The 12,076-nt window shown below is 73.5% G+C and carries 11 protein-coding genes; 4 read left to right on the forward strand and 7 right to left on the reverse strand.

All coding sequences use genetic code 11. The features are described 5' to 3' along the window. The first annotated feature begins 71 nt into the window (after positions 1-71). Positions 72-2,294: a hypothetical protein gene (locus AC0CYZ_RS13850; protein ID WP_472216236.1), complete on the forward strand. Its 2,223-nt coding sequence runs from the start codon at positions 72-74 to the stop codon at positions 2,292-2,294. Between the two features lie 75 nt (positions 2,295-2,369). Here the strand turns inward: AC0CYZ_RS13850 and mscL are convergent, their stop codons facing one another. Both mscL and AC0CYZ_RS13860 read right to left on the reverse strand, forming a co-directional pair. Beyond that, complete coding sequence (gene mscL, locus AC0CYZ_RS13855) at positions 2,370-2,813, reverse strand: large conductance mechanosensitive channel protein MscL (protein WP_472216238.1); 444 nt, start codon at positions 2,811-2,813, stop codon at positions 2,370-2,372. Positions 2,814-2,946: 133 nt separating this feature from the next. Further along, the gene (locus AC0CYZ_RS13860) at positions 2,947-3,261 is read right to left on the reverse strand and encodes a hypothetical protein (RefSeq protein ID WP_472216240.1); all 315 of its coding nucleotides are present in this window, start codon (positions 3,259-3,261) and stop codon (positions 2,947-2,949) included. A 352-nt stretch (positions 3,262-3,613) separates the two neighbouring features. On the opposite strand from AC0CYZ_RS13860, the gene AC0CYZ_RS13865 reads away from it, so the two are divergent. Further along, a complete protein-coding gene (locus AC0CYZ_RS13865; RefSeq protein ID WP_472216242.1) occupies positions 3,614-4,963 on the forward strand; it encodes an MFS transporter in 1,350 nt (449 codons plus the stop codon). Between the two features lie 271 nt (positions 4,964-5,234). Here the strand turns inward: AC0CYZ_RS13865 and AC0CYZ_RS13870 are convergent, their stop codons facing one another. Next, positions 5,235-6,011 carry a hypothetical protein gene (locus tag AC0CYZ_RS13870; protein ID WP_472216244.1) on the reverse strand — a complete coding sequence of 259 codons (777 nt, stop codon included), beginning with the start codon at positions 6,009-6,011 and terminating at the stop codon, positions 5,235-5,237. A 304-nt stretch (positions 6,012-6,315) separates the two neighbouring features. Here AC0CYZ_RS13870 and AC0CYZ_RS13875 point away from each other — a divergent pair, with 304 nt between their 5' ends. After that, positions 6,316-6,771, forward strand: a complete 456-nt coding sequence (locus AC0CYZ_RS13875; RefSeq protein ID WP_472216246.1) for a hypothetical protein — start codon at positions 6,316-6,318, stop codon at positions 6,769-6,771. On the opposite strand, the gene AC0CYZ_RS13880 is transcribed toward AC0CYZ_RS13875, so the two are convergent. The 4 genes from AC0CYZ_RS13880 to glf all read right to left on the reverse strand — a co-directional run bounded on the left by AC0CYZ_RS13880 (position 6,716) and on the right by glf (position 11,670). Beyond that, positions 6,716-8,731, reverse strand: coding sequence for a glycosyltransferase (locus AC0CYZ_RS13880; protein ID WP_472216248.1), 2,016 nt, complete (start codon positions 8,729-8,731; stop codon positions 6,716-6,718). The two genes, AC0CYZ_RS13875 and AC0CYZ_RS13880, sit on opposite strands and share 56 nt — an antisense overlap. A gap of 95 nt (positions 8,732-8,826) precedes the next feature. Further along, positions 8,827-9,537, reverse strand: coding sequence for a hypothetical protein (locus tag AC0CYZ_RS13885; RefSeq protein WP_472216250.1), 711 nt, complete (start codon positions 9,535-9,537; stop codon positions 8,827-8,829). A gap of 60 nt (positions 9,538-9,597) precedes the next feature. Continuing rightward, positions 9,598-10,455, reverse strand: coding sequence for a DMT family transporter (locus AC0CYZ_RS13890; RefSeq protein ID WP_472216252.1), 858 nt, complete (start codon positions 10,453-10,455; stop codon positions 9,598-9,600). Between the two features lie 21 nt (positions 10,456-10,476). After that, positions 10,477-11,670, reverse strand: a complete 1,194-nt coding sequence (gene glf, locus AC0CYZ_RS13895; protein WP_472216254.1) for a UDP-galactopyranose mutase — start codon at positions 11,668-11,670, stop codon at positions 10,477-10,479. A 44-nt stretch (positions 11,671-11,714) separates the two neighbouring features. Here glf and AC0CYZ_RS13900 point away from each other — a divergent pair. After that, on the forward strand, positions 11,715-12,076 hold a 362-nt coding region (locus tag AC0CYZ_RS13900), incomplete at its 3' end, for an SRPBCC family protein (protein ID WP_472216256.1).

Consider the following 12,076-nt stretch of genomic DNA (forward strand, 5'->3'; position numbering starts at 1 on the left):
CCCGACCCCGCGCGACGCCCCCCGACCGTGGGCGGGTCGCCGCCGGGGAGGCGGGACGAGGAGGACATGCCGTGACCAGGGGCCAGACGATGGCCGAACCGGGGCTCGGGGCCGAGCAGCCTCGCCCGGACCCGACCACCGATCACCCACACGGGGACCTCCAGACCCACTGGAGGCGTCCCGACGCGTCGCTGCTCGCCGTGGGCGCGCTCGCGGTGGTCACCGCGCTGGCGACGCTGGCGCTGAACGCGGCCTACAACCAGGGCCGCGTCGTCCCCCCGCTCGACGACGTCTACATCCACCTGCAGTACGCCCACCAGGTCGGGCTCGGCGAGTTCCTGCGCTACCAGCCCGGCGCACCCCGCACCACCGGGGCGAGCAGCCTGCTCTACGTGCTCCTGCTCGGGGCCGCCTCCGTCGTCGTCCCGACCGGTCTGCTGCTCTACACCGCGCTCGCGCTCGGCGTCGTGTGCTTCACCGGCACCGTCGTGCTCGTGGCCCTGCTGGGCCGCGCGCTGGGCTCACCGCGCACCGGCACCGTGGCGGCCGTCCTCACCGCGCTGTGCGGGCCGCTGCTGTGGGGAGCCACCAGCGGGATGGAGGTCGGCCTGGTCGCGGTCCTGGTGGCCGGGACGCTGCTGGCCTTCGTGCGCGAGCAGCACGCGGGACGGTTCCGGGTGCTGCCGTGGGTCGCCACGCCGCTCGTCCTGACCCGTCCGGAGGGGCTCGTCCTCGTCGTCGTGGTCCTGGCCGGGGTCGCCGCGACGCTCGCCGTGCGGCACCGCCGTGGGCTGGACACGCCGCGTCGCCTCGTCCCTGTGGTGGCCCGCTGTCTGGTCCCGCTGCTCGCCGCGGTCGCCCAACTGCTCCTGTACCGCGTCCTGACCGGCTCCGCCGAGAACAGCGGGATCACCGCGAAGTCGTGGTTCTCCCGTCCGTTGGGCTCGCCGCTGGAGGTCCTCGACCGGCTCCTCGCGACCGCACAGAACGCCCTGGACCTCGTCGGGGGGACCTCGACGACGGAGGTCGCCGGCCCGGGCGTCGCGTTCCTCGCCGCCGTCGGCGTCGCCGCGCTGGCCCTCGGCGCGCCGCCACGGCGCATCGTGGCCGGGGTGCTCGGGCTCGGGCTCGTCGGCGTGCTGGTCGCGGTGGCCACCCTGACGACCGCGCTCTGGCAGGACGGCCGCTACCTGCAGCCGTTCCTGCCCGTCGTCGTGCTGCTGGCCGTACTGGGCGCGCGGGCGGTCGGACGGGCCGCCGCCGACGCCCGCCGGGGCCGGATCGTCTCCGCCGGGATCGTCGCCGTGCTGCTCGCGTTCGCGCTCGTCTCGGCGCCGACGTGGGCCCTGCGCGGGGCCCAGCAGGCCGCGGGCATCCGGGAGTCGGCGGTGTCGGTGTCCCAGTGGCTGCGCGGGCACACCCCGCCCGGCGCGGTGGTGGGGGTCAACGACGTCGGCGCCGTCGCGTGGTTCTCCGGGCGCCGGGTGGTCGACCTCGTCGGGCTCACGACGCCGGGCCTGGCCCGCCCCGCCCTCGAGGGCTCCGGCGCGATGTACGAGGCCCTCGCGCACCTGCCCGCCGACCAGCGGCCCACGTACTTCTCGATCTTCGACCAGACCGAACTGCTCCCGGTGGGCGAGCTGGCCGCCGCGCGCATCCTGGGCGACCGGCCCCTGACCTCGTTCGAGGGCAAGAGCCCCGAGCGCGAGCCCGGGCCCTTCGGCGGCATCTGCCAGACCACCGGGGACTGCAGCATCATCAGCGTGTGGCGCGCGGACTGGTCCCACGTCGGGAGCGGCGACGCCCCGGACGGCCCGGTGCCCGGACGCGTCGTGGACCACCTCAACGTCGGCGACCTCGCCGACGAGGCCGCCCACGGCTACGGCGTGGACCGCGCGCTGGTCGGGGTCGGCGACCAGACCGAGGTCCGCAACGAGACGCTGCCCGGCGGCCGGGTGGTGGTCGACAGCGGTCGGCACGTGATCGGCGGGGAGCACTTCGTGCTGCGGGGGCTCACGCCCGGGCGGCCGGTGACGCTGACGTCGCGCGTGGACGCCCGCGAGCCGGTGCGCGACCGCAACACCTCGGCCGGCGTCGTCGCGGTCGCCGCCGACGGGCAGGGCGTCGGCGACTGGACGTTCACGACCGCCGACGGCGCCTGGGCGCAGTCGTCGTTCATGATCCCGGGTGACGCGGTCACGTCGTCGACGCTCGCGGTGACCCTCGGCCCGCGTCAGCCCTACCTGGCGCCGTACCCCGATTACCGCTCGTTCGGCTACTGGGCGAGCCAATAGGGTGCGCTTCGCGCCCGTGAGCACTTTCCGGTGTCATGGCACCCGAAAGTGCTCTCGAGGCCGAAGGCCACCTACCTACCGCTCCTGGTGCGGAATCCGACCGGCGGTGCCGCCGTCGTCGCCGCGTCCCGGACGGCGCGCCTGGGACTGCTCGCGCAGCAGGTCGCGGATCTCGGTGAGGAGCTCGACGTCGGTGGTCTCGGAGGGCCCGGCCTCCTCGCCGCGCTTGCGGCGCTCCTGGACGATCTTGAGCGGCACGATGACGAGGAAGTAGATGGCGGCGGCCGTCAGGACGAACGTGATCGCGGCGTTGACGAACGACGCGTAGTCGAACGGGACGCCGTTGACGACGAACGTGCCCGCGAACTGCCCACCGCCGGAGACCAGCTGGATCAGCGGCTTGAGGAACGCGGTGGTGAAGGCCGTGACGACCGCGGTGAACGCGGCTCCGATCACGACGGCCACCGCGAGGTCGACGACGTTGCCCCGGAGCAGGAAGTCCTTGAAGCCCTTCAGCACCGTCGCACCCTCCTCCAGCTCCGTGAGCGCACGGTAGACGGCCCCGGAGACGACGACGCGCCCGCCACGCCGTGGGGGGAGCTGGCGTGGCGGGCGCGTCGTTCGAACGGGTCTCGGGGGACCCGCGGCGCTCCTAGTTGGAGGCCGAGATCGGGTTGTGGCAGGACTTGGCGTTGGTCGCCGCGTTGCCCTTCTCCGCCTTCGACAGCAGCGGGACGGCGCCCGCGATGTCCTGGACCGGGACCTGGATGCCGCCCACGTTCACCGGGACGTCGTTGTTGCAGGCGTCGAGCGAGGTGTTGGGCGCGAAGTCGCTGGAGTTGATGAGCCCCTTCTGCACCGTGGTCCCGCCGCCGTCGTGGGCGAAGGCGGCACCGGTGGTGGCGGCCAGGCCGGCACCGACCAGCGACGTGGCCAGGACTGCCTTGCGGAAAGCTCCCACGTTCATGTCCTCTCGATCAGGTCTTCGGGGCGACCGGTCGATCGCATGGCGGAATGGGATCAGAAGACGTCGGAAAGTGTCCGCAAAGGGGTCGTGCACGCGTCGCGACACATCGTCACTCGTCGGTGTCGCGCCCGAGCGTTTCCGTCCGGGTCCGGACGGCATTCGTGTCACGGTAAAGCGACACCCGCACATCGTGATCACCCACGCGTGATCACCGGGCCATCACGCCGCGGTCTCCGGCCGATCTCGAGCGCGTCGACGCACTGCGCCAGGAGGATGACGCCGAGCGCCCAGTGGTCGCGGCGCGTGTCGCGCGGGGCCTCGCGGGCGGCAGCGACCCGATAGCGTCCGCCGCGTGTCCACCGAGGAGGCCGCCGCGCCGCCGCGCACGCTGGGTCCGTTGATCGCCTGGGCCGCCTGGGACTGGGGCTCGGCAGCCTTCAACGCCGTCATCACCACGTTCGTCTTCACCGTCTACCTGACCTCCTCGGTCGCCGCGGACGAGGCGTCGGGCTCGGCGGCGCTCGCGAACACGATCGCGATCTCGGGGGTGCTGGTCGCGCTGACCGCGCCGGTGTACGGACAGCGCAGCGACGCCGCCGGCGCCGAGCAGGGCCGCCAGCGACGCCTCGGCGCGCTCACCGCGGTGATCGTCGCCGCCACCGCGCTGATGTTCCTCGTGCAGGGCTCGCCGTCGTACCTGCTGCTCGGGCTGGTGCTGCTCGGGATCGGCACGTTCGCCTACGAGCTCGCGCAGGTCGAGTACAACTCGATGATCTACCGGCTCGCGCCACCCGGGCGCACCGGATGGGTGTCCGGGGTCGGGTGGTCGGCGGGCTACCTCGGCGGGATCGTGCTGCTGGTCGGCTGCCTGCTGCTGTTCATCGCGCCGATCGGGGCGATCACGTTCGCCTCGGCCGACCTCGGGCCGCGGGTGATCGCGCTGGTGTGCGCCGCGTGGTTCGCGGTCTTCGCGATCCCGGTGCTGTTCATGCGCTTCCCCTACCCGGCGCCCCCCGGCGACGCCGAGGCCGCGTCCGTGGGGTGGTTCGGCTCCTACGCACTGCTCGTGCGCCGGATCGTGGACCTGGGCCGGACCGACCGGAACCTGCTCGGCTTCCTCGTCGCGAGCGCGATCTACCGCGACGGGCTCACGGCGGTGTTCACCTTCGGCGGTGTGCTGGCCGCGGGGACGTTCGGGCTGAGCGCGACCGAGGTCATCTTCTTCGCGATCGCGGCGAACGTCGTCTCCGCGCTGGGCGCGGTGATGGGCGGCATGCTCGACGACCGCATCGGGCCGAAGCGCGTCATCATCGTCTCGCTGGCCGCGCTCGTGATCGTGGCCGGAGCGCTGCTGCCCGCGTCGGGCACGACGGCGTTCTGGGTCGGCGGCCTGTTCCTCTCGCTCTTCGTCGGCCCGGCCCAGGCGTGTTCGCGCAGCTACCTCGCGCGCCTCGTCCCGCCGGGCCGCGAGGGTGAGCTGTTCGGGCTCTACGCGACGACGGGCCGCGCGGTCAGCTTCCTCGCGCCGGCCCTGTTCAGCCTGTTCATCACGCTGTTCGGCGAGCAGCGCTGGGGGATCCTCGGGATCGGGATCGTGCTGCTCCTCGGGCTCGCCGCGCTGATCCCGGTGCGTGCGGTCCCCGGCGGAGTGGGGGCCGGGGCGGCCGCGGGCGGGCCGGCGGTCGCGCCGACGGGGGTGTGACGACTCCGAGGCACCCGCCACGGCCTGCCGAGGGGCACGTGGCGCAGGCTCAGCCACCGCCCGGGGTGTCTCACGTGCCCCTGATCGACGGGACTCCGGGGCGGGCCCGCGTCGAGCCCGACCAGGGGCACACGGCGCAGGCCGGACGACCGCCTGCCGCGCGTGGTGTGCCCCTGATCAGCCGACGCTCCGGGCGGCTCGCCACGAGGGGCACGTGACGCAGGTTCGCCCGCCGCGCGGGCTGCCTCACGTACCCCTGATCAACGCCCCGTCACTTGACGCGCGCGGCGAGGAAGCGGATCAGGCGGGACAGCAGCTCGCCGACGAACGCCCAGAAGACCGCGGCGATCAGCGAGTTCACGATCAGCATGACCGTCGGGTTGGTCGGCACGAAGAGATCCCGGAACCCGAGGATCACCACGCTCGCGACGGTGCCGACGAACTGGGCGACGCCGTTGGTCGGGTTGACCCCGACGAGCACCAGCACCACGTTCACGATCAGCACCAGCGCGAAGAGCAGGGCCAGCGTGCGCACGACGGTGGCCAGCACGTTCCCGGTCCGCCAGGCGAGCTCGCCGACGTCGACGGAGCGGTGGCGCGAGGAGCCGGTCCGCTCGTGCTCGTCCTCGGCCCACGACGTGTCCGCCTGGCCACGGCGCCGGCCCGACCCGTCGTCCTCGGCCGACGTCTCGGAGCGGTTCTGCCCGTTCGCGTGCTCCTGCGTCTTCTGCTCGGACGAGGAGTCGGTCTGCTGTCCGGACGACGAGTCCTGCTTCTGGTCGGACGAGCCCGACTTCTGATCGGACGACGAGTCCGACTTCTGATCGGACGAGTCCTGCTTCTTGTCGGACGACGACTCCGACTGCTGTCCGGACGACGAGTCCGACTTCTGTTCGGACGACGAGCCCGACTTCTCGTCGGACGACGACTCCGACTTCTGCTCCGCCGGGGCCTGCTGCTCGCCCGAGCCCGACTCCTCGGGGGCGGCGTGCCGTCCCGCGTCGTCGCTGTTCGTGCTCGACTTCTCCTCGGTCCCCTGCTCCGCCATGTGCCGATGATGGCACCGCCGTCCGTGACGTCCGCGAGGGGCACGTCAGGCAGGCCAACAGGCCGGACGAGCTGCCCCGTGTGCTGTTGATCAACGGGAGGGGCCGGGCGGCCGATCGCCAGACACACCTCCCGCCCGCGAGGGGCACGTCAGGCAGGCCAACAGACCGGACGAGCTGCCCCCTGTGCTGTTGATCAACGGGTGAGGCGGCTCCGTTCGCCCCTCGCGGAAATGCGTTGAGCGCGGCCGGGAGTGTCCGCGACGGTGGGGCGGCCAGACCACGATCGCCCGGGAGGAGGCCGCCGTGACCACGACCGTCGTCCGCCCCCGGCTGCCCCGGGCCGTGCTCGGCGACCGGCTGGCCGAGTGGCTCGAGGAGGGCGTCGCCGCCCGACGGCCGACCGGGACCCCGGGGGCCGCCGCCCTCGTGCTCGTCCCGGAGTACGTGCGCGCCTGCCCCCGCGTCGTCCTCGCCGACCTCGCCCGGGCCGACTGGACCGCGACCGTCGTCGCGCTCGTCGGCTACGGCGGCCGCACGCGGGCCCGCTACGCCATCGAGGACGCCCGGGAGGTCCTCGAGGCGGCCGGCGCCCGCGTGCTCGCGGTCTCGCTCGGCCTCGACGCCGCCCGGATCCGCGCCGACGGCCTCGACGCCGCGGACGTGCTGCTGCGCGACGTCCTGCTCGACCAGCTGGAGGCGGGCGTCAGGACGGCGGGGCGAAGCGGCGGAACACCTGCTCGTCCCACGCCTCCCGGCTGATCAGCTCGCCCATGCCGTCGCGGTACCGGCGGCGCAGGGACGGCCACGAGCGCAGGACCTGCTGGTGCAGGGACAGCGAGACGCGCAGCAGCTCCCAGAACTGGCGACGGTCGCGCTTGCGGTAGGTGACCCCGGTGCCGTCGGAGGTGGAGACGGTGGCACCGTCGAGCCGGGACAGCAGGAACCACGTCCCGTGCTCGGCGGGGACGTTGCGCTGCGGGCGCTCCCACGCCGCCGGGTCCGCGGGGCGCAGCTGGTGGCGCAGCGCCCCGGCGAGCGCCTTCACCTGGGCGACCCGGCCGAGCGGCGGCTGCGGCCAGAGCTGCGCGGCCAGCGCCCCGACCGGGGGCTCGGGCAGGTCGCGGGCGCTGGGGTGCACCGCCCCGTCGGGGTAGCGGGCGCGGGTGGCCCGCACCTCGGCGAGCGCCGTCGGGAGCGCCCCGAACAGCGCCTTGGGCCCGGAGAGGAAGTCGCGCATCGCCATCTGGTGCAGCGCGATCGCCGAGTACTCGAGCAGGAAGAGGTGCCGCAGGGTGCGCTTGAGCGAGTCGAGCAGCATCGCCTTCGGGTCGTCCGGGCCGTGCAGGGCCGCGACGACGAGGCGGTTCCGGGCGTGGAAGTAGGCCTGCCAGTCCGAGCTGTCGTCCTTCTCGACGAAGCTCATGTGCCAGATGGCGACGCCCGGCACGGTCGCGGTCGGGAAGCCGTGGGCGCCGGCGCGCAGGCCGTACTCGCAGTCGTCCCACTTGATGAACAGCGGCAGCGGCTGCCCGACCTGCTCGGCGACCACCCGCGGGATCAGGCACATCCACCAGGCGTTGTAGTCGACGTCGGTGCGCCGGTGCATCCACAGCGTCTCGCGCAGTGAGTCGACGGCGAAGTCGTGGTCGTCGACGGTGTTCGGCGCGAGCTGCCAGAAGAAGGTGGTGCGGTCGACGACCTCGCCCATCACGTGCAGGTGCGAGCGCGCCTGCAGCGAGAGCATCTGGCCGCCGACGAGCATCGGGGAGCGGGCGAAGCGGGCGAAGGCGAGCGCACGCAGGACCGAGTCGGGCTCCAGGACGACGTCGTCGTCCATGAACAGGATGTGCTCGCAGTCGGTGTGCTCGAGCGCCTCGAACATGATGCGGCTGTAGCCGCCGGAGCCGCCGAGGTTGGGCTGGTCGATGATCCGGAGTCGGTCACCCAGCAGCGCCGCGGCCTCGTCGTAGCCCTCCTGCTCCCGGACCTTCGACGTGCCCTGGTCGGGGATGACGACGGCGGTGAGCACGTCGCGCACCAGCGGGTCCTCGCCGAGGGCGCGCAGGGTGTCCACGCAGTCCGACGGGCGGTTGAAGGTCGGCATCCCGACGGTGACCGCGGCGCGGCCGGGCGCCGGGCGGTCGGCGTACCAGCCGCCGTCGACCAGCTCGAGGGGCTCGGTCTCGCTGGAGAGGTCGAACCACACCCACCCGCCGTCCTCGAACGGGCGCAGCGACACCGGCACGTCGACCGCGGTCTCGCCGGCGACCACCTCGCCGTGGACGTGCACCGGCACCCCGCGCGCGGTGGAGCGGTAGACGTCGACGCGGCCGGCGCCGGAGAGCCGCAGCCGCAGGTGCACGGCGTCGAGGACCGACCAGCGCCGCCAGTACGAGGCGGGGAAGGCGTTGAAGTAGGCCGCGAACGACGTCTCCGTGCCCTCGGGGATCCGCACGCGCGTCCGGGACAGCACCTCGGCGTGGCGGCCGCCGGAGGTCGCGAGGTGCAGCACGAAGTCGTCCGCCTCGGTGTCGACCGTGCCGGGGCGCTCCGCGGTGGGGGCGGCCGAGCGCAGCGTCGTCGCGGTGCCCTCGTCGAGGTAGAGCGCGCGCACCGTCGCCGGGTCGGCCGGGCGCGGCAGGATGATCCGCTGCAGCAGCGCGGACTCCGCCGCCCGGACCGTCAGCTCCACCGTCCCGCGATCCGCCTGCGTCGCCATGTCCCGACGGTAGCCCGCTCCCCCGACACCCCCGCGCGAGGGCCGGGACCGCCCCGCGGGGGTCGGCGCGCCGACGGTCCGCTCCGACGTCCGGGTCAGCGGACGGCCCGGCCGGCCACCCGCCAGCGCACCGGGTCGCGGTGGGCGGCGAAGGTCGTCGCCCGGGTCTCCTCGAACTCCTCGGGCAGGGCGTGCACGCCGCCCTCGCGCCCGATGTTGTCGCTGCGGCTCGCCAGCGGGCCGAGCACGCGCAGCCCGGCGGCCTCCTGCAGCCGGACGATCCCGAAGTCGAAGCCGTTGCCCTGCTCGCCGTGGGGGGCCCGGGCGGCGTCGAACCAGCGGGGGCCGAGCAGGTCGTGCCACCGGTCCGCCCACGTGCCCCACACCCAGGGGCTGAACGGCGCGTCGGCGACGACGTCGGCGGGCTGCGGTGCCGCGAGGGCGGAGAAGGCGCAGACCGCGAGCACCTCAGGGTCGTCGGGCTGCGCGGCGAGGAACTCGCAGACGTCGTCGGCGACCACGATGTCCTCCTCGGCCAGCACGACGAAGCCGGCGCCGGTCGCGAACGCGCCCGACAACGCGTGGTGCGGGTTCGCGAGCACCCCCCGGCGCTCGTCGTTGACCTCGAGGTGGACGTCCCGCGCGACCCGCCGTCGGGCGAACTCCTCGACGACCGCCCGGCAGCGCGACTCCTCGCGCCCCGGTTCCACCACGAACCGGAAGGACCACTCCGCGAGCCCGCGCACGGCGGACCAGGACTCGAGCGTCTCGGCGAGGTAGCCGGGCCGGTCGCCGGACACGGTCATGGTGATCACGGAGGACACGGCGGCAGGTACCCACCGGCGCCCGTCGGTCACCGTCGCACGTCAGGGTGCGGGTGCCCCGGTGGCCCGTGACCGCGCGAGCACGACGGTCGCGAGCACCGTCGTCGCCACGAGCGCGCCGATGAGGACCCACTCGGCGCCGCCGACGACGATGCGCTCGCCCAGCACGGTCAGGCCCAGGAACGCGGCGACGAGGGGCTCCCCGACGGTGATCGCCGGCAGGGTGGTGGCCAGGTCACCGGCCTGGAACGCGGCCTGCTGCAGGTAGGTCCCGCCGATCGCGGCGACGACGAGCGTCCAGGTCTCCCACCCGAGCAGGAGCGGCACGATCCCCTGCCCGAGCAGGTCCACGACGGACTTCGTCAGGGCGGCGAGCACCCCGTAGGCGATCCCGGTGGCCACGGCCAGCGCGGCCGCGCGCACCCGGCCGCGGCGGCGGGCGGCGGCGAGGAGACACCCCCCGAGCACGACGACGAGCGCGGCACCGCTGGGTGCCCAGGCCGCGGGGGACGCACGGTCCTGCCCGGCCGTCGGCTCCCCCACCACGAGGAACAGCGCGAGGGCGGCGGCGAGCACGAGGGCCCAGACGCCGTCGCGCGGGGCGACGCGGCGCCCGCCCGTCCACGCCTCGAGCGGCAGGGCGAACAGCAGCGTCGTCACGATCAACGGCTGCACCAGCAGCAGCGACCCGACCCCCAGCGCGGCGGCCTGCACGACGAAGCCGCCGACGTCGCCGACGCTGCCCGCCCACCACGTCGGGGAGCGGACCAGGCGACGCAGCAGGGTCAGGCCCCGGGCCTCGTCGTCGGGGACGAGCGCGGCCGCGCGACGCTGGGCGACCGAGCCGACCGCGAGGAGCAGCGCGGCGACCAGCGCCAGCGCGACCGCCAGTCCGGTCACCGATCCCCGCCCGCCCGCCGGTCAGCCCTCGAGCGGGTCGGCCCCGTCGAAGTCCGCGCCCTCGGTGAACCACGGCGCGATGCGGTTGTCGAACATCGTGAGAGCCGAGCCGATCGCCATGTGCATGTCGAGGTACTTGTACGTGCCGAGCCGCCCGCCGAAGAGGACCTTGCGGTTGGTCGCCTCCTTGCGGGCGAGCTCGCGGTAGCGCTCCAGCTTGGCGCGGTCCTCGGGGGTGTTGATCGGGTAGTACGGCTCGTCGCCGGACTCGGCGAAGCGTGAGTACTCCCGGACGATCACGGTCTTGTCGCTCGGGTAGTGCTTGCGCTCGGGGTGGAAGTGTCGGAACTCGTGGATGCGGGTGAACGGCACGTCGCGGTCGGCGTAGTTCATCACGGGGGTGCCCTGGTAGTCCCCGGTGGTGGTGACGACCTCGGGCTCGAAGTCCAGCGTGCGCCAGCCGAGCTCGCCCTCGCAGTAGTCGAAGTAGCGGTCGAGCGCCCCGGTGAAGACGGTCGGCACGTCCTCGCCGAAGCCCTCGCGGACGTCGAACCAGTCGGTGTCGAGCCGGACCTCGATGTTCGGGTGGTCGGCCATCCGCTCGAGCCACGCCGTGTAGCCGTCGACGGGCAGGCCCTCGTGGGTGTCGTTGAAGTAGCGGTTGTCGAACGTGTAGCGCACCGGCAGCCGGGAGACGATCGAGGCCGGGAGGTTCTTCGGGTCGGTCTGCCACTGCTTGGCGGTGTAGCCGGCGAAGAACGCCTCGTAGAGCGGGCGCCCGACGAGCGCCACGCCCTTCTCCTCGAAGTTCGCCGCGTCCGCCACGTCGATCTCGGCGGCGTGCTCGGTCACCCAGGCGCGGGCCTCGTCGGGGCTCATCGACCGGCCCGCGTACTCGCAGATCGTCGCCAGGTTGACCGGCATCGGGTAGACGCGGCCCTGGTAGATCGTGAAGACGCGGTGCTGGTAGTTCGTGAAGTCGGTGAACCGGTTGACGTACTCCCACACCCGCTCGTTCGACGTGTGGAACAGGTGCGCCCCGTAGCGGTGCACCTCGATCCCGGTCTCGGGGTCCGGCTCCGAGTAGGCGTTGCCGCCCAGGTGGGAGCGGCGCTCGACGACGAGGACGCGCTTGTCCAGTTCCCTGGCGGCGCGTTCGGCGATCGTCAGGCCGAAGAAGCCCGAGCCCACGACGACCAGATCCGGCTGGCTCATGACCCAAAACGGTAGCCCGCTCCCCGGCGGGGTACGCCGGGGGCATGCCGACCGTCACCCGCACCGTCACCACGCCCGCCCAGCTCGACGTCGTGCGGAACTACCTGCGTGACTTCGCGAACGCCACCGAGTGGGACGCGGGGACCGTCTCCTGCGAGCCGGTGGACCCGTCGGTGCCCGTCGGCGTCGGCAAGCAGTGGACCAACGTCTCGGAGTTCCGGGGACGGCAGACCACGCTCACCTACACCCTGGAGTCCGACGAGCCCACCCGGCTGCGGATCGTCGGGCGCAACAAGACGGTGACCAGCGAGGACGAGATGGAGTTCACCGGGGCCGACGGGGGCGGCACCCGGGTGAGCTACACCGCGACCTTCACCTTCCACGGCGCCGCGAAGCTCGCCACGCC

Source organism: Actinomycetospora sp. (assembly GCF_055612215.1).